Origin of the sequence: Falsiporphyromonas endometrii (assembly GCF_042654485.1) — a bacterium.
Classification (GTDB): Bacteria; Bacteroidota; Bacteroidia; order Bacteroidales; family Porphyromonadaceae; genus Porphyromonas; species Porphyromonas endometrii.
The window spans coordinates 1-18,725 of record NZ_JBHSGO010000193.1 but is presented as its reverse complement, the minus strand read 5'-3'; the positions used below and the strand labels follow the sequence as shown (position 1 = coordinate 18,725).

The window sequence follows — 18,725 nt, the reverse complement described above, 5'->3', positions numbered from 1 at the left end:
GACAGACAATTCGAAATAATTTCTTTAATTTGTACTTGTGTAAGGTTCATGCTTTTTATCGTTTTTTAGTTTGTAATTTCAAAGATAATAGTCTTGGGTCTTACACACTTTTTTGGGACAGTATCATCTTTTAGATATTCACGCAGTATATTATAAGTACACTTTGACACTAAAAAAGGGATGTGCTGGTTTGGCACATCCCTTTTGGTTCTTTATGATGCTATTGATTGTGTTGCATCATATGTATTGTTATATGACTTGTTTTTTACTTCACCTCTTCGAAGTCTACGTCTGTTACATCGTCTTGGCCTCCGTTGTTATTTCCCGGATTTTGCTGTGGGCCTTGATTTGGCTGTGGACCTGCTTGCTGCTGAGCACCTGCATTCTTGTACATTTCTTCGCTTGCAGCGTGGAAGATAGAGTTTAGCTCTTCCATTGCCTTGTCTATTGCGTCGAGGTCTTGAGCTTTGTGTGCAGACTTAAGCTTTTCTAATGCTGATTCGATTTGCGTTTTCTTGTCATCCGGAAGTTTGTCACCAAGGTCTTTGAGCTGTTTCTCTGTTTGGAAGATCATTTGGTCAGCTTGGTTGATCTTGTCAATTCTTTCCTTTGCTTTTTGGTCTGCTTCAGCATTTGCCTGTGCCTCTTCCTTCATTCTGTTGATTTCTTCATCAGAAAGTCCGCTTGAAGCTTCGATTGTGATATGCTGTTGCTTGTTAGTAGCCTTATCAAGAGCTGTAACATTCAGGATACCGTTTGCATCGATATCGAAGGTTACTTCAATCTGTGGCACACCTCTTGGAGCCGGAGTAATACCATCAAGGTTGAAACGACCAATGCTCTTATTGTCTGCAGCCATAGATCTTTCTCCTTGGAGGACATGAATCTCTACCGAGGGTTGGTTGTCTGCGGCCGTAGAGAAGATCTGACTCTTCTTTGTTGGGATAGTTGTGTTGGCATCTATCAGCTTAGTCATCACACCGCCCATTGTTTCGATACCCAAAGATAGCGGAGTTACGTCAAGAAGAAGCACATCTTTTACTTCACCGGTAAGTACCCCACCTTGGATTGCGGCACCAACAGCTACCACTTCGTCCGGGTTAACTCCCTTGCTTGGCTCTTTACCGAAGATAGCTTTTACCTTTTCTTGAATTGCGGGGATACGTGTCGAACCACCTACAAGGATTACCTCATCGATTTCGCTTGCACTCATTCCTGCATCAGAAAGAGCCTGTTGGCATGGAGCTACACAAGCTTGTATCAATCTGTCTGCCAATTGCTCAAATTTAGCTCTTGTCAAAGTCTGAACAAGGTGTTGAGGCATATTGTCCACCACTGTAATATACGGAAGGTTGATCTCCGTAGATGAAGATGATGACAACTCGATCTTAGCTTTCTCAGCAGCTTCTTTTAGTCTTTGAGCAGCCATTGGATCCTTACGAAGGTCCACATTCTTTTCTTTCAAGAACTCATCAGCCAGCCAATCGATAATTACGTGGTCAAAGTCATCACCACCGAGGTGTGTATCACCATTTGTTGATTTAACCTCGAATACACCATCACCAAGTTCAAGGATTGATATATCAAACGTACCACCACCAAGGTCGAAGACTGCAATCTTCATATCCTTATCAGACTTATCAAGACCATAAGCAAGAGAAGCTGCAGTAGGCTCATTGACGATACGTCTAACTTTTAGTCCTGCAATCTCACCGGCTTCTTTAGTAGCCTGACGCTGTGAGTCATTGAAGTATGCCGGCACTGTAATAACAGCTTCTGTCACTTCTTGTCCAAGATAATCTTCAGCTGTTTTCTTCATCTTCTGAAGTACCATTGCTGAAATTTCTTGCGGTGTATATAATCTTCCGTCAATGTCTACTCTCGGAGTATTGTTGTCTCCTTTTTCGACCTTAAACGGTACTCTTCCAATTTCCTTACTTACTTGATCGTAAGTTTCCCCCATAAACCTCTTGATTGAGTAGATGGTTTTTTGTGGATTGGTGATCGCCTGACGCTTAGCCGGGTCTCCAATCTTTCTTTCACCACCCTCTACAAATGCTACGACAGAAGGAGTTGTTCTCTTACCTTCACTGTTTGCAATAACGATTGGTTCGTTACCCTCGAGTACAGCAACACATGAGTTGGTTGTACCTAAGTCAATTCCAATAATCTTTCCCATAATATATTTTCCTTTCTTATTTTTCTATTTGTATTAATTGAATGCGCTTTACTAAGCAACCATAGACGGATATGCTCCAACCTTATTTTCGTCGCTTTGCGCTTTCGACATAAGTATAAGCAAGAGGTGTGCCAAAAGTATCTGACTTTGAAAAAAAATTTCTTCTGACAGATTGACAAGAGACCTAAAAGTTCAATTTGTTATGGTATCATTGTATTGAAAGAAAGATATGACAGTATCCCCAAAAGTAATTAGGGGTTTATAATATATATAGGAGAAACAGAACCCTATTCACAAAAAAAGCTGCATTCAAATCTCACACTTGAATGCAGCTCTATTATTTTTGACACTTTGTCTTAAAAAGTGCCTTACTTATTCATCAATTGTTGATGCATATTAGCGGCAGCCTTTCGACCATCACCCATTGCCAAAATTACAGTAGCACCACCTCTTACAATGTCACCACCTGCAAATATGGTTGGGATATCTGTACGATTGTCTGCATCGACCTCGATAGTACCTTTGGGGGTTACCTTAAGTCCTTCGATAGATCTTGGGATAAGTGGGTTGGGAGAAACCCCAATACTTACAATCACTTCATCCACTTCGATTTCTTCGATTGCTCCAACTATTTCGACCGGCTTGCGCCTTCCGCTGGCATCAGGTTCGCCAAGCTCCATTTTCTGAAGTTTCATTGCCTTCACCTTGCCTGTTTCGTCACCAATATATTCTATTGGATTGTGTAGAGTAAGGAATTCGACTCCTTCTTCTTTGGCATGCTTTACCTCTTCCACACGAGCGGGCATCTCTTCCTCGCTACGACGATAGATAATCATCGCACGCTCAGCACCCAATCTCTTCGCTGTACGCACAGAGTCCATTGCAGTATTACCACCTCCAATGACAGCCACTCTACGACCTCTCATCACAGGAGTGTCGCTGTCAGCTTCTGCCGCGTGCATCAAATTGACACGAGTAAGGTATTCATTTGAGGACATCACACCGACAAAGTTCTCACCGGGGATATTCATAAATCTGGGTAATCCGGCACCGGAACCCACGAACATTCCACTAAATCCCATCTCTAAAATGTCGTCATAGCTCAGTGTGCGACCAACGATAGTGTCCGTTTCGAAGCGAACACCCATTCTTTCGAGGAGATCTATCTCACTTTGCACCACATCGTTTGGAAGACGATATTCGGGGATACCATATTTCAATACGCCACCTATTTCGTGAAGAGCTTCAAATACAGTTACAGAATAACCAAGCTTTGCCATATCTCCGGCAAATGACAATCCTGCGGGTCCCGATCCTACGACAGCAATACTTTTGCCATTAGGCTCTGCCATCTCAGGCAAATCCATTTCGCCACTTGTCCGCTGGTAGTCTGCAGCAAAACGCTCAAGATAACCAATCGCAACGGCAGGCTTTTGGAAAGATTTTGTATAGATACATTGACTTTCGCATTGCTTCTCTTGTGGACACACACGCCCGCACACTGTCGGAAGTGAGCTTGTCTCGCGCAAGATATTGGCAGCCTCATTAAATTCGCCTCGTTCGATATTCTTAATAAAATCCGGAATATTGATACTAACCGGACATCCGGTCATACATCCCGGTTTGGGACAGTCTAAACAACGTCTGGCTTCAGCCATCGCTTGTTCCTTGGTAAGTCCCAAGTTTACCTCTTCGGTAAGTTTTGTCGCACGGTACTTGGGATCCAACTCCGGCATCACAACTCTTTCGAGCTGCATCCGTTCTTTATTTTTCATCCGTGCTCTGAGTTCCTCACGCCATGCTTCCTTGCGACGTGTAGCTTGAGTATTTTCCATCACTTTTCAAGGCTCTTATAGGCGCTTAAGCGCATTAATAACTCATCAAAATCAACCTTATGTGCATCAAATTCGGGACCATCGACACATACGAATTTGGTTTTCCCATCTACCGTAATACGACAAGCTCCACACATACCGGTACCATCTACCATAATCGTATTGAGTGAAGATACGGTCGGAATATTATATTTCTTTGTCAAAAGAGCTACAAACTTCATCATGATAGCCGGTCCAATAGTCACACATTGGTCCACTTTCTCTCTTTTGATAACTTGTTCGATACCATCTGTAACGAGTCCCTTTTGTCCATAAGACCCATCATCTGTCATGATGATTACCTCATCACACACTTCACGCATTTGTTTTTCAAGGATAACGAGCTCTTTGGTTCTTGCCGCAAGGACAACAACCACTCTATTGCCGGCTTTATGAAATCCTTCAACTATTGGGAACAATGGAGCTACACCTACACCACCGCCGGCACAGACTACCGTACCAACCTTTTCGATGTGTGTGCTTTTACCCAATGGGCCCACCACGTCTGCCAAATATTCACCGACCTCCTTAGCACAAATCTTTTGTGATGATTTACCAACGGCTTGAATAACCAAGGTAATCGTACCTTTTTCAAGATCTGACTGAGCTATAGTCAATGGTATTCGTTCACCATTTTCATCAGCACGGACAATTACAAAGTGTCCAGGTTTGCGAGCTTTAGCTATTCGAGGTGCTTCCACCACCATCTTTACGACTTTAGGTGAGAAATACTCCTTTTCAACTATCTTATTCATAATAGCAGTAGCGACTTTTATTGTTTGTTAGTTACGTTATACAAAGGTAACAATAAGGAACGGGAATGCCACAATAAAAAGACTTTTTCGTAACAATAATAGATTTCCGGCTCTGAATAAATGAATTATAAGGGGCTTCTCAAACAAATTGAATTATCTCATAGAGCTTTATAGGTCAGCCAAGGAGCAAACTAAGAGAACTAAAGTAAAAGATATCTTTTGCATACTGTTCGAATATTACAATCTAATGAAAAAGGGGCTTTTTTGCCTCGAAATGTATGAAAACGCTTCATTTTTCGATATTCCATCACTTCTCTTTATTTACACAACAAGAGGAGCTCAACCATTGATAATCTCTTTGATTATTCGTATATTGGCTCAATAACAGAATAAAAACCATGGAGACAGTTATATTACTTACCATACTTTTGATTGTCATACTGCTTGGTGGAGGATCCCTCCAAGCGGGTAAGGTATGTTCCATAAGCTCCGAACAAATTGCCATCGAGGCAAACATCAAAATCAACCATACGGATTGTCTTTTAATCTGGGCTGTGAAGCTCACAGAAAGAATAGCTTATTTGTTAAATATTATTGTCTCACATAATACTCAAAAAGGAGCTCTAACAGACCTAATTCATACCCAAATCCATACATTCCGGGGTTAGGGAACTCTGCCCTTCTTACCGACTTTGCCCGTTTTAATAGTACAAAACGGGCTTTTTTTATGCGCTATTTTAACAAATAAGGTCGCGCGAGATGCAATCTATTCTCGCGCGACTTTAGATCTGATCTCGCGCGACCTTGACATGCGAAGTCGCGCTACTTCAGGTGCAACCTCGCGCGAGTATAGGTTCAAGGTAGCGCGAGAATGGATTGTAAGTCGCGCGACCTTCCAAAAAAGGGTGGTCTAAAGTCAATTTTTGAGCCGCCAACTTGCAAATCAAAAGTGCCGTATATATAAATTAACATATCAATATATCGATTTTGTCACATTATCTTTATTTTTCTTACAAAATAGAGGTGTTTCAAGGTCAATAAAGTGCCGATTTCGGGCTAAATAAAGGCCTGAAATATTTACATTATTTATACAATTAAAGAGGTTTAAGGTCCTTTCTTCTCTTTCAAAAGCTAATAAAAGACTCAAAGGTTATCATTCAAAAATGGTTTGAATATGCAATTTGCCCCTTACAAGAAGCAATACTTCCCCGCTATTTCTTATCTATTTTCATCTAAATCAGCAACTATCTCAGCTGCCATTTGTCGGTCTATTTTGCCATTTTTCACTCGTGGTATATTGTGAACGAAGTAATATTTGGGAATAAAATGAGGATTAACGTTCCTCAGAACACGCTCTATCTTTTGAATATCTATGGGTTCCTCGGTCATAAGAGCTACCGCTGATCCAAGACTTTTGTGCGATTTGTATGTAACACAATACGGACAGTCAATAATATTTGACAAACAATGCTCCAGTTCTTCGGGAAATATCTTCACTCCTCCACTATTGATAACATTGTCACAACGCCCCAGCACTCTGAAAGATTGATCTGTCTCCAACTCCAAAATATCAGAAGTCTTCAAAAGGCTATCAGACCAAGGGACACGTATTGAAGCCCCACTATCAGAAGTTTGTATCTGATATCCCGGAAGGAGTCTAAAGACGTCCGAATGGATAGGCGCAATCTCACGAAGTGCAATGTGGGACAAAGTCTCTGTCATTCCATAAGAGAGATATATTCTGTTGTTCCATTTGATTAACTCACCTTCCATTGCTATAGAAAGTGGAGCACCTCCAAGGAGAATGATTGAGACCTGCTTCAACTTCTCCTTAGAGGTGGTATTTTGAAGAATATGAGCCAATTGATAAGGTGTCAAAGAGACAAAATCGACTTTTTCTTCCTTTGATATTTCTACAAATGGGTCCTTTTGTGGCTTGACTACAACAAGATTTGCCTTCGCCAAGATAGACCTTACAACCAACATCTGCGCCGCTATTGACTGCATAGGCATACAAAGCATCACATTCATCCCCTTTTGGAGCCCAAAGAATTGGTTAGAGATAGAAGCACTCACCTTCATTGCCGACTTTGGTATAGAGATTATTTTTGGACTTCCCGTACTTCCACTTGTAGAAGCTTCCATATCTAAGACTCCGGGATCTTGCCATCTTCGTACGAATAAATCAAGATCCTTCTGTATCTCTTTGGAATAGCGTTTAATCATTGACTTACAATATTCTAATGGAATCGGATATGAGTTTATCCACTGCTATCTGGTTACATGACTTAAGGTGCAATATACCTGAAGTTATCTGATGCTGATGGGGCAAGTTGTTGGTAAAAAGATCACCGGTACCCAATCCGTATGCCAAATTGACATTGTCATAATGGCTAAGACACCATATAGCAATGCTCTGAAGTCCTATATTGCCCTCCAGCGCAGAGGTAATCCAATAATTGCCTCCACGATTTAGTATAAGGTTGGCCCAATCCTCAGCTCCGGAAAGTCCTCCATGGAGTGTTGGTTTAATAACCAAATAGTCGGGTTTGAGTTCATCTATCAGTCTTTCCCTATCCTTGGAAAGAATATCAATAAGCTCTTCATCCAAACCAATCGCAATAGGACTATTACTTATGATTCGGCTCATCAAGGCAAATTGCCCTTGCCTGACAGGCTGCTCAAGAGAGTGAATATCAAACCGAGAAAGTCGATCAATCTTTTGCATCGCCTCATCGTAGGTTTTGAATGCACCATTGGCATCCAACCTAATCGTTATCTCTTCAGGAGAGTACTCTTTTCTGACAGATTTAATTAAATCCAGTTCGCTATCAAAATCAATTGCACCAATCTTAAACTTGATACACTTATACCCTTCGTGCAACTTCATCTTCAAACGTGACATCATTTCGTCCTTATCCCCCATCCAAACAAGTCCATTGGTCTCTATGCCCTTATCCATCGAAAGACTTAGCTTACCTTGATAAATGGCAATAGCTTGACTGATACTCTCCAACGCAAATTTGATAGAAGAGAAATGGCATGAAGATATGACTGTTTGCAAATCTTCCTCGACAAGAAGCTGTGCAATATATTTGACAACAGCATCGAAATTATCTCTCTGGGCAATGTATTCGGGCGAAAGGTCGACCAAAGGAGAAACCTCTCCCATAAAAGATTTATCGATTTCGGTTGGTCGGTAGACAATGTACCAAGAGGGGCGCTCAAGATAAGTGCCCCTCGATGTTTTTGCCGGGAACTTAAATTGCAGATCCCGTCGATATAAAGAAACCTCTTGTCCAATCATGGGAACATAGGGTATTGATCAAAGTCCGGCTTTCTCTTTTCTAAGAAAGCATTCTTACCTTCCTGTGCCTCATCTGTCAAATAGTATAGCAAGGTGGCATCTCCCGCAAGTTCTTGAATACCTATTTGTCCATCAAGCTCTGCATTAAGACCTGCCTTAATCAACCGGATAGCAAGAGGGCTTAGAAGCATAATCTCTTTGGCCCAAGCGACCACCTCTTCTTCCAACTGATCAAGGGGAACTACCTTATTGACAAGTCCCATATCCAAGGCTTCTTGAGCATTGTATTTACGACAAAGGAACCATATCTCACGAGTCTTTTTCTGTCCAATGCAACGAGCCATGTAAGATGCACCAAGTCCTGCATCAAAACTACCTACACGAGGTCCGGTCTGACCAAAGATTGCATTCTCGGAAGCTATACTTAAGTCACATACCAAATGCAACACATGCCCCCCACCAATGGCAAAACCATTGACCATGGCAATGACAGGCTTGGGGATAGAACGAATTTGCTTTTGCACATCCAAGATATTGAGTCTGGGGACACCATCAGGTCCTACATATCCACCTTTACCCTTGACATTCTGATCTCCTCCACTACAGAAAGCCTTATCACCAGCTCCGGTCAATACGACAACCCTGATTTTTGGATCCTCTCTTGAAATTCTAAAGGCATCACTCATCTCCATTGTTGTGGTAGGAGTGAAAGCATTTCTTACATGAGGTCTGTTGATTGTAATCTTAGCAATCCCTTCATGAAACTCAAAAAGGATATCCTCATATTTCTTTATTTCTTTCCAAACGATGTTACTCATAGTTTCTTTGATTATTTAGTTGTTTAGGTTTAGTCTTATATTTCTCATAAAATGGTTTAGCTCATCTGCTTGCTCCTCAATATCCATCACTATTTCGATAAGATTGGGCAGATTAGACGGAGCCAGACATTCATCCAATTCATTGGAGTCGTATATTCTTCGATACACTATATTATTATCCTCTGCCCACCCTTTTGGGGAGATTGTATGCGATGAAGCTATAAAATCATCCAACACAGCCTTATCTGCCTTTTGAAGAGCCGGGATTTCATGGAAGATAGCACCTCCATGATTGTTTAGTAGCACAATGGTCATGTTACTCGGCAACTTCTGTCTCATTACATTCATATCATACAGAAGGCTCAAATCTCCAATAAATACATAAGTGTGACGATCACTTTTGAGAGCAATCCCCAAAGCTGTGGACAAAGATCCATCTATCCCGGACACTCCCCTATTGCAAAAAACATGAGTATCTTTTGGGAAGTCAAACAGCATGGACAATCTTACAATAGAGCTATTGCCAAGGACAAGATTGGACTCTTCCGGAAGGGCGGTCAGCAATTTTTGCATATAAGCAAAAGAAGAAGCCTTGTGTAGAGGTTTTGGCTCAGGGAGTACATTCTCAAGATAAGACCAAAGCAATTGATAGCTCTTGTCTATCTCCAAAGTATCTATGTGAAGAGAGAGGGACTCTACAAAATCTGTCACTTTGCAATCAAAAAGATCAGTCATAGAGTCATAAGGATCCGGATCTTTGACCGGGAATGTGTGACTGATATGCCAATGCTTCTTCGGGGCAAATCGAACTAAAAGCTCTTTTATCCGCTTGGAAACGATATTGCCTCCGAATGTAATAAGGAGATCGGGAGCAAGACTTTGCCATTCTGATCTATCAACCGCCTTAAGGATCATATCAAGATGGGCAACATCCAATATCTCTGCTCCAAGATTACTTAGAGGCTCTGCCAATACCAGGCATCCTCTTTCCTTGAGATACTTCACAGCTTCACAGACATCTTTGTCATAGGGCATTTGCCCTACAAGGACCATCACCTTATGACAATCTTTGGCCGCTTGCGTGGGAAGGTATAATTCTGCTGTTGGATATACAGGTACAATATTAACCTTTCTCACCTCAGCCAGAGATTCGTCCACAAAGTCATGAATAGGATTGTCAAAATGGATATTGATATGTACCGGACCGCTGCAAGGTGAAGTTAAAGCTATCAAAGCTTGATTGATAAGTCTATTGGCAAATAAATTTCCTTCTTTTCCACGATCATCAACGTCAACAGAAAGGTTGGTTGTTCTTTGAAATATATTTGCTTGCGGAATAGTTTGTCCCTCCAGTCTGTTCAATAGATGCATCGGACGATCTGCAGATATAATCAAAAGAGGCAAAGCCCGATAATAAGCTTCGCATACAGCTGAACCCATATTCATCAAAGCCGTACCGGAGCTACAGCAAACTGCTGCCGGCTTACCGGTCTCATCGATCATTCCTAATGCAACAAATGCTGCAGATCGCTCATCGACTATTGAATAGGCATTGAAATAATCATCACCGAGGATTGTTTGTGTGATTGGTACATTTCTTGAGCCGGGGCATAAAACAACATTTTGTATACCATGCTGTTTCATTAAGGCTACCAACTGTCTGACATTTTCTTTTGTAGAGATCATATAAACTGTAATAATATAAAGTTGGCTCAAATGGCATCAGAAAAGCAGAAGTTGTATTCACAATACTCTTTAGAAACTATTTATACTTATTTTGAATAGTCCATAAAGTATTGTTATTCATTCAAATAAGGCTTCAGCACTTGCCTGATCACACTTTGCTTCAATACTGTTTCTTGCCATTCTTCTTCGCATTGGCTTGAAGGCATAATCCCTCCACCGGCAAAGATTCGTCCCACTAAGTTAGCATCATTGGACGAATATTGAATATTTGCACAACGCAGATTAACATAAAGAGAGGTCTGATTGTCTACATTCCACAGACCAAAAAAGCCGGCATAATAATCTCTTTGGAGAGACTCATTATCAATGATAAAACGCATAGCATTCTCCTTGGGAAGCCCCGCAACTGCAGGCGTTGGATGAAGCCTTGCCACCACCCTTGCCATCATCTCCAAAGACAATGGCTCATCAATGCTGAATGGAGTTCTCAGATGACATACCTTACCTGCCGGTACTGTTTCGATTGGCTTTGTGTGATAAGGAATATCCAAACATTTTAGAACATCCTCGATATAATTCACCACCACTTCATGCTCATGCAAATTCTTTGAACCAAAAGACTCCGGACTTTTGTTATTCAGATTGGACACACTTCCGGCCAGGGCCATTGTTTCAGCACCACTCTCAAAAGAATGCAACAAGATTTCCGGGGAAGCTCCAATCCAAATTCCTTTTGTTGGTATATGCAACATATACACACAGGCCGACGGCATCAAGGAGACTAAAGAAAAAAACAATTGTGGATATTGATCGTCCGTCATATTCAAACCAACCTTAGCCTCTCTGGCAAGCACCAGTTTATGAAACTCTCCGGAAGCTACAGCATGATTGAAAGTTGCAAACTCTCTTCTATAGAGGTCTGTAATGGGAAACTGTCTATTATCAAGATCAATAGGGTCTATCTCAATTTTATCAAGACTTAACTCAACACATTTATTTTCAGGAAGATGCAGAATAGGCAAGCCTGAAGCTAAATCAAAGGGAGCAAAAACAAATCCTCTTTGAAACTTTAGGTCCTCTATTTTATCTAAAAGGACAAAATGACTGTCATGATAATACCGCACCTTATCTTCTTGCGGGTATCTAATTAGCAAAGAAGCCCCCGACGCAAAGGTCGAGAGCTCCCGATATATCTTTTGATTCATTCTTCTTATTCAACCGTTACACTTTTTGCCAAATTTCTTGGCTGATCTACCTCCCTACCTTTAGCAACAGCGATGTAGTAAGAAATGAGTTGCAAAGGTACAACAGTAAGAAGAGGTTCAAAAATAGGATCTACATGAGGTACCTCTATAATATAATCTGAGAAAGCGGTAACATCCTTATCACCGTCACTCACTATTGATAAGATGCGTCCCTTACGAGCCTTAACCTCTTGAATATTACTAAGGACCTTTTCATACAATGAATTGTGAGGAGCAATAAACACAACAGGCATCTCTTCATCTACCAAAGCAATCGGTCCATGCTTCATCTCAGCCGCAGGGTAACCTTCTGCATGGATGTAAGAAATCTCCTTTAGCTTGAGGGCTCCCTCTAAGGCTACCGGATAATTGAACCCTCTTCCCAGGTAAATAAAATTGCGAGCATAAGTAAATGTAGGGGCAATCTTCTCTATACCTCCGGAGGTTTTAAGGATTTTCTCGATCATGTCAGGCACGCTTGCAAGCTGATCGACAAGGTACTTGTATCGCTCATCGGTAATCGTACCCTTCTCTTTGGCCAAGCAAAGGGTCAGCATTGCCAATACAGCCACCTGTCCGGTGAATGCCTTTGTTGAAGCAACTCCAATCTCCGGTCCGACATGAATATATGTTCCTGTATCAGAAGCTCTGGAAATAGACGAACCAATGGCATTGCAAATACCATAGATATATGCACCACGACTTTTGGCCAATTCTATGGCAGCTAATGTATCAGCAGTTTCTCCAGACTGCGATATAGCAAATACAACATCCTGATCAGTAATGACCGGATCTCGATACCTAAACTCAGAAGCATATTCCACTTCTACCGGGATCTTGGCTATTGACTCGAGCATCTGTTTTCCAATCAAGGCTGCATGCCATGAAGTACCACAAGCCGTCAGGATAAATCTTTTGGCATTCAACAACTTATCCTTATGATCAATAACAGCAGACAACAAGATCTCCTTAACCTCCTTATTCACACGACCTCGCATACAATCTCTCAAGACACGGGGTTGATCAAAAATTTCTTTAATCATAAAGTGAGGATAACCACCCTTTTCGATCATTCCTATATCAAGAGTTATCTTTTGCAACTCGTGCTTAATCTCTTCCTTGTTGAGATTCTCAATACGAATGTCCTGTCCTACAACCAATTCGATTACCTCATTGTCATCCGGATAGATAACCTTATCGGTATACTCTACTATTGGAGAAGCATCAGAGGCTATGTAAAATTCATTATCACCAACTCCAATTACCATAGGACTACTCTTTCGAGCAGCAATGATACGATCCGGCTCATCCTTGCTGAGAATAGCAATGGCATAAGCACCAATAACCTGCTTAAGGGCTACCTGTGTAGCTTCAAAAGTTCTGAGCTTGTATGTAGTTTGGATATAATCGATAAGTTGCACAAGAACCTCAGTATCTGTATCACTTCTCAATGTATACCCTTTTTGAAGAAGACCATCTTTTAGCTCTCGATAGTTCTCTATAATTCCATTATGTACAAGAGCCAAGTGCTCTGTCTGAGAATAATGAGGATGCGCATTGAGATTGGATGGCTCACCATGGGTAGCCCATCTCGTATGAGCAATACCGATATGTCCCGAAATATCTTTGTCCGCAACAGAATCTTCCAAAGCAGAGACTTTACCTTTACTTTTATAAACATTCAACTCGTGGCTTTCCGAATGCAGTGCAATCCCGGCACTATCATAACCTCTGTATTCAAGTCTCTTAAGTCCGTTTATCAGCAACGGATAAGCATCTTTGCTTCCTATATATCCAACGATTCCACACATAGTATTATAATTTATTATTTACTTCTTATTAATCAGTGACCTGTGTTGCTCACTCCTTCATGAAGCCGTTTTTGAATTAAATTCTTGATTGTACAAAAAACTACCTCCTGTCATTTTAAAGCTTCTTATAATAATAAGTTACAAGCAATACATTCGGTTTTAAAGCAGTCACAAAAAGTTTCTGACAATCCGTGAAGACTGAGTTCCGAACTCTATATTTATCCTACAATAAAAATATAAACAGCCTCTAAGACTACAAATGTACAATAGAATGAGTTTTTAGACAAAAAAGAAGAAGGGTATGCACCCGATGTATTAGTGCATACCCTTCTCTTGAATATGTCCTAAGAAAATATATTCTCAATATCAAGAATTCTTTCCATGCATCACCAGTAAAGGGGTTCCGGCATGAAACAACATTCTTCTTGCCATACTTGGATTAAAGAATTTGGCAAAGATGTTGCGTTTATAGGTATTGACAACAATCATCTCAATATTTTCTTGTCGTATAAACTTCTCCAATGCCAAAGAGAAATCTCCTTGATCCAGCGCATTGTAAGTAATATTCCTATTGGGATAGTGTTGTCTGTAATATTCGTGAATTGCTTTTAGCTGTACATCATTCCACTCCGGAGAGTAAGTGGAGATATTAAAAATATGCATATGGGGATCCAGATGGTCTCCACAAAGTTTGATATAGCTATCGAACAAGATCAAGTCTCGCTGGTCAAAACTTGTTGCCACTGCAACCTCTTTAGCCTGTCTCAAATCATTAAATGGCACCTCCTCCGGAATAACCAATACCGGAACTTTGCTCGAATCAATCACTTCAGCCGCGACGCTTCCTATCAAATCCGAATCTTTTTTGGATTTACCACGTGTTCCCATTACGATTATCACGGGCGGATGACGTTTGCTGAATGACAAAATTGCATCCTCAGGAGCTCCATCTCTGATAATAGTAGTAAACTGAACCTCCGGAAGCTCACCTTTGCTCATTCTTTCATGAAGCTTATTTTTCAACTCTGTCATCTGCGACATAGCCCTCTCATACTCCTCTTTTACAGAGTATTCTGCTGCCACTTGAAATGAAGTAGCATCACCAATAGAGAGAGGGGTCGGATAAAATGGCAATCCTTGAACATGCATGATAGTCACGCTAAGATTTCTTCTTGAGGCGAAAGTAAATCCCAATTCACACACCTTCATGCTATACTCGCTAAAGTCAACAGGGACTAAAACATAATCAGACTCATTTTGCTCATCGTCATGATCTTCATTTATTCCCCATTTATTATCTTCCAATATTCTAAGGGCCTTTGTCAGATCAACCTCTTTTATTCTGACTCCAACTCCTGCAGATACAACCGGTTGTATTTGATTCACATTATTAAGGACGACCTCTACACCTTCACTTTCAAGCATCGTCTTCAGTATTTGAGCCTTTTCGAATGTATGTATAGCCAATGTGACTAATTTGTCATTGTCTTCTTTCATTATTCAGTCCTTTAAGAATAAAAGCATTCCATTTATTATTAAAAAGGCAGATTCCCTTATCTTTTCAAGAAAGAAATCTGCCTTAATAAAAGTCTTGATGGCATAAATACAGCCATCTTTTCATAAGTTCCTTTCAGGTTAGGCTATTGGCTCTTCGCCCAAGATAGCTTTTGCCTTATTCAAAATAGTTATATCATCTATTTCTACCACACCTCCGTCAGGTCCCGGCTCAATATGTATGCCACAACTGCGGCCGTCTTCATAGTTTTGAGCTCCGAAATAATTTCTAACGGTGTCTGATCTAAGATTTAACTCCTCTGCGATTCTATCCATCGAACCGTGAGGCAAACTGTCTTTGATCCTTCTTAGTTCGTTAAATGAGATGGTTACTGACATAGTTAATTGTTGTTTATGAGTTGTACAATGTTTGAATTGTTTTACACCACTAATTTATCTTATTATTTTTAAACTTACAAATAAAAAGAAGCTTTTAAGAAGTTCTTTTCATTAATCAAAAATGTCTTTAGACCATTTGAGGGGTAAGATTACATATTTGATAATAGAAGTTCACTTGATGCGCTCTATTGTCATCATAATCATAAGCTGTTGTCATTGCTCTCAATCCTCCTCGATTGTATTTCAAAACAGATCAAAGCAATTCCAACAATACTACCTCATTCAAATAGAAAATATAAGTTAAATCAAAGACAATTTTTTGATGTATTCCTTCCCGCGACTGATAATCTTAATCAGATATTCACCTTTGGAAAGTACAGACCCACTTCTGTCGGCAACGACTCTTCCATTAAGATCAAAGACAAACACTTGCGAATAATCTCCTTCTACTCTCAGAGTTCGATTTTCATCTACTGTAATCTTTGGCTCCAATTCTTCAACTACATCAGACGATGTGATATTATGGCCCAATTGAGTTGCTTTGGAAAACAGAATACGGTGTCTGAACACATCATCAATGTGCAACATTACCAGATTAGATGCAAAAATGACAACCTTCATTTTGTCTCTATTTGCATCAATAGGAAAATCACCACAATCGATGGTATAAGTAAATGTTCCATCTTTTGAGACCATCACCTCATCTCCATAAGGAGAGGTTAAATACTTACGAATAGCATTATTATGAACAAATCCTTCCGTTACATTTCTTTGCTTCTGAGGCTGGATACCATCTTCTGTAGCCACCGCATGAAGATAAATACGATCCCCCTTAAATGCTTTTGTGAGAGATCCAGATATTGTAATAAGGTTATTATTGAAAAGAATTGACCGAACCTCTCCATATTGTATCTCTCGACATAAAATATCCTTAAGATATTCGTAAAGATTATCCCCCATAGAGAAAGGTTCTGAAGGGAATCCTGCATTATTAATTCCCAAAGTCAATCTATTAAGGACAATAGCAGGAACAAATCCTTCAGCATTAAACAGATAATGAGCCACTATATTAGACTCTGGTACTGTCAGAAAATCTTTTTGATATCCGGCATGATGAACAATAAGATTGGTTTGAAAACCATCTTTGTTAAGTCGTTCTACTGCATGATCTAAAATTGGGCGTCTCGTAGCTCCATACAATCCCGCCTCCGTCATAAATGCCTCTATCAACACATCCTTAACAGGTAATACATTCCCATCCTTTATTATGTTATAGAAATATTTTACAGATGGATCTGATAAGGGATTTGGCATGCCATTCACTTTTGAGACACTAAAACTAACATATGTATCCACCCCAAAAGATGGAGCAGCAAAGTTCAAAGGTACGCTACGCTCTTCTCCCACAGGAATATTACAAGTTAGATCATAATTTCTAACAGCTCCATCCTTATCTACAGCATGAATCTGCAAAGATGTTATTATATCTGTACCTATATTCCTCACTTTAATTTTTAATGATGTTGTATTTCCGGGTGCCAAATTGTGCTCTCCTTCAATCTTAGAAATAGCAGCGATACTCCTCACATCCGGACCTTCTATTCCGGCTGCACACATTAAACTTCCCAATTCATTTATTGCAATATTCTCCAACATAGGTTTATAGCCAACATTCAACTTTTCTAAACTTACAATACCCATGTAATTGGCTGGAGGCAAAGTAACACTCTGGTCAAATGCCACCGGATTGCGTACTTCAAGAGATGACTTCACAATATAACCAACGCAATTGTTAGCTTCCAATGATACCGGATGATCAAGTTGGAATCTATTCCAGCCGGACTTAATATGTACTTTTTGAAGATATGATATGGCTTTTTCATTGTCCAATACAACTAAATAACCTTCCGGATCCTCTTTGAGGGAACAAAATCCTATCCATGAGAGGGTATGGACCGAACTTAGTGGTGGTACTCTGATAACAGCTATCAGCTGATCTACTACACCGGTTCCAACACCGGATCCGAATCTTGTGTAATCAGCATTTCTATCCGCATAGCAGAGACCATCTTTGGGTGGTACAGACAAACTCCTAATCATTGTCGTAGGGTTATTGGCAGCTTGAAACACCTGACCAACAGCTGTTGTCAATAGAAATAAAAGTAATGGAAGAATCAATAACGTCTTTCTCATTCTAATAAACAATTTAAATTGATGAAATGGAATATATAGTTCACAAGGTCTAAACTTCTTAATATTCGGATTCAAAAATACTAAAAAGACCTATACAAAAGGGGTGGAAAATATAAGAGAGGAAATGATTAACGAGAAAAACAAATGAGAGTGTATTAAATCCCCGGCCACAATTGGTACCTCCGAGGGGAATCGAACCCCTATCTAAAGTTTAGGAAACTTCTATTCTATCCGTTGAACTACAGAGGCATCATCAGAATCGAATGCAAATGTAACAAAATAGTCGATACAATACTACTATGAAGTCATTTTGAACTTGTTGAATTCAATAAAGTCCAAATAAATTCTTCAAGAAAAATTGCATCTACATACAGTGTTCCATCAATCCAGACGGATCCAAATTCTATTTCAAATCCTAACAAAGGCTATCTGCACAGCTTTTTGTTAGGATATATCACAAAATATTCTGCTCTTTAATAAGGTATCAATAGAGAGTATTTACAACTCATAATCAACACCTTGCAGAATAAACCAGACCATTAACAAGGATTTTCCAGAGTTCTTAAGGAGATACTTTCTCAAAAAAATTTGCCCAAACTATTTGTAGATTCAAAATATTAGCTACCTTTGCAAGCGGTTAAAGAAACCAACACGGTTGAGTTACCACGCGGATGTGGCGTAATTGGTAGCCGCGCTAGACTTAGGATCTAGTGACGTGAGTCGTGGGGGTTCGAGTCCCCCCATCCGCACGGATGATAAAAGGAGTTCTCTTCGGAGAGCTCCTTTTTTGTTTATATCTACTTAAGTTATATCCACCAAAAAGGGTGTACTAAGAGATTTTGATATGAACCCCAAAAGTTAGACTCAAAACTTTTGGGGTTTATTTATGGAATCAAACAAAAAGAAAAGACGAAAGCATAGTTATTATGATCGTCTCCGTTACATGCATATGTTGGAGGAAGGAT

The 18,725-nt window shown here is 40.1% G+C and carries 14 protein-coding genes and 2 tRNA genes; 3 read left to right on the top strand and 13 right to left on the bottom strand.

Translation table 11 applies throughout. The annotated features are described in order from the left end of the window. Positions 1 to 265: 265 nt before the first annotated feature. The 3 genes from dnaK to ACFO3G_RS07015 all read right to left on the bottom strand — a co-directional run bounded on the left by dnaK (position 266) and on the right by ACFO3G_RS07015 (position 4,808). Positions 266 to 2,179: a molecular chaperone DnaK gene (gene dnaK / locus ACFO3G_RS07025; RefSeq protein ID WP_380079331.1), complete on the bottom strand. Its 1,914-nt coding sequence runs from the start codon at positions 2,177 to 2,179 to the stop codon at positions 266 to 268. A gap of 368 nt (positions 2,180 to 2,547) precedes the next feature. Then, positions 2,548 to 4,014, bottom strand: coding sequence for an NADPH-dependent glutamate synthase (gltA, locus tag ACFO3G_RS07020; RefSeq protein WP_380079329.1), 1,467 nt, complete (start codon positions 4,012 to 4,014; stop codon positions 2,548 to 2,550). Next, the gene (locus ACFO3G_RS07015) at positions 4,014 to 4,808 is read right to left on the bottom strand and encodes a sulfide/dihydroorotate dehydrogenase-like FAD/NAD-binding protein (protein WP_380079327.1); all 795 of its coding nucleotides are present in this window, start codon (positions 4,806 to 4,808) and stop codon (positions 4,014 to 4,016) included. Before ACFO3G_RS07015 ends, gltA begins: the two co-directional genes overlap by 1 nt. Positions 4,809 to 4,956: 148 nt before the next feature. On the opposite strand from ACFO3G_RS07015, the gene ACFO3G_RS07010 reads away from it, so the two are divergent. Together ACFO3G_RS07010 and ACFO3G_RS07005 are read left to right on the top strand one after the other, a co-directional pair. Beyond that, positions 4,957 to 5,193: a hypothetical protein gene (locus tag ACFO3G_RS07010; RefSeq protein ID WP_380079325.1), complete on the top strand. Its 237-nt coding sequence runs from the start codon at positions 4,957 to 4,959 to the stop codon at positions 5,191 to 5,193. 13 nt (positions 5,194 to 5,206) lie between these two features. Beyond that, positions 5,207 to 5,476, top strand: a complete 270-nt coding sequence (locus ACFO3G_RS07005; protein WP_380079323.1) for a hypothetical protein — start codon at positions 5,207 to 5,209, stop codon at positions 5,474 to 5,476. A gap of 550 nt (positions 5,477 to 6,026) precedes the next feature. Here ACFO3G_RS07005 and ACFO3G_RS07000 read toward each other — a convergent pair. The 10 genes from ACFO3G_RS07000 to ACFO3G_RS06955 form a co-directional block, all read right to left on the bottom strand. Beyond that, positions 6,027 to 7,034, bottom strand: coding sequence for an AMP-binding protein (locus ACFO3G_RS07000; protein ID WP_380079321.1), 1,008 nt, complete (start codon positions 7,032 to 7,034; stop codon positions 6,027 to 6,029). 4 nt (positions 7,035 to 7,038) lie between these two features. Further along, the gene (locus tag ACFO3G_RS06995; RefSeq protein WP_380079319.1) at positions 7,039 to 7,980 is read right to left on the bottom strand and encodes an o-succinylbenzoate synthase; all 942 of its coding nucleotides are present in this window, start codon (positions 7,978 to 7,980) and stop codon (positions 7,039 to 7,041) included. Positions 7,981 to 8,111: 131 nt separating this feature from the next. Further along, complete coding sequence (gene menB, locus ACFO3G_RS06990) at positions 8,112 to 8,933, bottom strand: 1,4-dihydroxy-2-naphthoyl-CoA synthase (RefSeq protein WP_380079317.1); 822 nt, start codon at positions 8,931 to 8,933, stop codon at positions 8,112 to 8,114. A gap of 15 nt (positions 8,934 to 8,948) precedes the next feature. After that, positions 8,949 to 10,619, bottom strand: coding sequence for a 2-succinyl-5-enolpyruvyl-6-hydroxy-3-cyclohexene-1-carboxylic-acid synthase (gene menD / locus ACFO3G_RS06985; RefSeq protein ID WP_380079315.1), 1,671 nt, complete (start codon positions 10,617 to 10,619; stop codon positions 8,949 to 8,951). A 113-nt stretch (positions 10,620 to 10,732) separates the two neighbouring features. Next, positions 10,733 to 11,824, bottom strand: coding sequence for a chorismate-binding protein (locus ACFO3G_RS06980; protein WP_380079313.1), 1,092 nt, complete (start codon positions 11,822 to 11,824; stop codon positions 10,733 to 10,735). A 5-nt stretch (positions 11,825 to 11,829) separates the two neighbouring features. Beyond that, positions 11,830 to 13,674, bottom strand: coding sequence for a glutamine--fructose-6-phosphate transaminase (isomerizing) (gene glmS / locus ACFO3G_RS06975; protein WP_380079311.1), 1,845 nt, complete (start codon positions 13,672 to 13,674; stop codon positions 11,830 to 11,832). A gap of 366 nt (positions 13,675 to 14,040) precedes the next feature. Beyond that, the gene (locus ACFO3G_RS06970; RefSeq protein ID WP_380079309.1) at positions 14,041 to 15,171 is read right to left on the bottom strand and encodes a universal stress protein; all 1,131 of its coding nucleotides are present in this window, start codon (positions 15,169 to 15,171) and stop codon (positions 14,041 to 14,043) included. A 138-nt stretch (positions 15,172 to 15,309) separates the two neighbouring features. Then, a complete protein-coding gene (locus tag ACFO3G_RS06965; RefSeq protein ID WP_380079307.1) occupies positions 15,310 to 15,567 on the bottom strand; it encodes a DNA-binding protein in 258 nt (85 codons plus the stop codon). 300 nt (positions 15,568 to 15,867) lie between these two features. Further along, on the bottom strand, positions 15,868 to 17,760 hold the full coding sequence (locus tag ACFO3G_RS06960) for a hypothetical protein (protein WP_380079305.1): 1,893 nt from the start codon (positions 17,758 to 17,760) through the stop codon (positions 15,868 to 15,870). Positions 17,761 to 17,934: 174 nt separating this feature from the next. Further along, positions 17,935 to 18,009 (bottom strand) — tRNA-Arg (locus ACFO3G_RS06955). A 418-nt stretch (positions 18,010 to 18,427) separates the two neighbouring features. Between ACFO3G_RS06955 and ACFO3G_RS06950 the strand changes: the two genes are divergently transcribed. Next, positions 18,428 to 18,509 (top strand) — tRNA-Leu (locus tag ACFO3G_RS06950). Positions 18,510 to 18,725 lie beyond the last annotated feature (216 nt).

Bases quoted from the DNA above. Each gene is read 5' to 3' on its own strand.
- dnaK (WP_380079331.1), bottom strand. From the start codon at position 2,179: ATGGGAAAGATTATTGGAATTGACTTAGGTACAACCAACTCATGTGTT.
- gltA (WP_380079329.1), bottom strand. From the start codon at position 4,014: ATGGAAAATACTCAAGCTACACGTCGCAAGGAAGCATGGCGTGAGGAA.
- ACFO3G_RS07015 (WP_380079327.1), bottom strand. From the start codon at position 4,808: ATGAATAAGATAGTTGAAAAGGAGTATTTCTCACCTAAAGTCGTAAAG.
- ACFO3G_RS07005 (WP_380079323.1), top strand. From the start codon at position 5,207: ATGGAGACAGTTATATTACTTACCATACTTTTGATTGTCATACTGCTT.
- ACFO3G_RS07000 (WP_380079321.1), bottom strand. From the start codon at position 7,034: ATGATTAAACGCTATTCCAAAGAGATACAGAAGGATCTTGATTTATTC.
- ACFO3G_RS06995 (WP_380079319.1), bottom strand. From the start codon at position 7,980: ATGGGAGAGGTTTCTCCTTTGGTCGACCTTTCGCCCGAATACATTGCC.
- menB (WP_380079317.1), bottom strand. From the start codon at position 8,933: ATGAGTAACATCGTTTGGAAAGAAATAAAGAAATATGAGGATATCCTT.
- menD (WP_380079315.1), bottom strand. From the start codon at position 10,619: ATGATCTCTACAAAAGAAAATGTCAGACAGTTGGTAGCCTTAATGAAA.
- ACFO3G_RS06980 (WP_380079313.1), bottom strand. From the start codon at position 11,824: ATGAATCAAAAGATATATCGGGAGCTCTCGACCTTTGCGTCGGGGGCT.
- glmS (WP_380079311.1), bottom strand. From the start codon at position 13,674: ATGTGTGGAATCGTTGGATATATAGGAAGCAAAGATGCTTATCCGTTG.
- ACFO3G_RS06970 (WP_380079309.1), bottom strand. From the start codon at position 15,171: ATGAAAGAAGACAATGACAAATTAGTCACATTGGCTATACATACATTC.
- ACFO3G_RS06965 (WP_380079307.1), bottom strand. From the start codon at position 15,567: ATGTCAGTAACCATCTCATTTAACGAACTAAGAAGGATCAAAGACAGT.
- ACFO3G_RS06960 (WP_380079305.1), bottom strand. From the start codon at position 17,760: ATGAGAAAGACGTTATTGATTCTTCCATTACTTTTATTTCTATTGACA.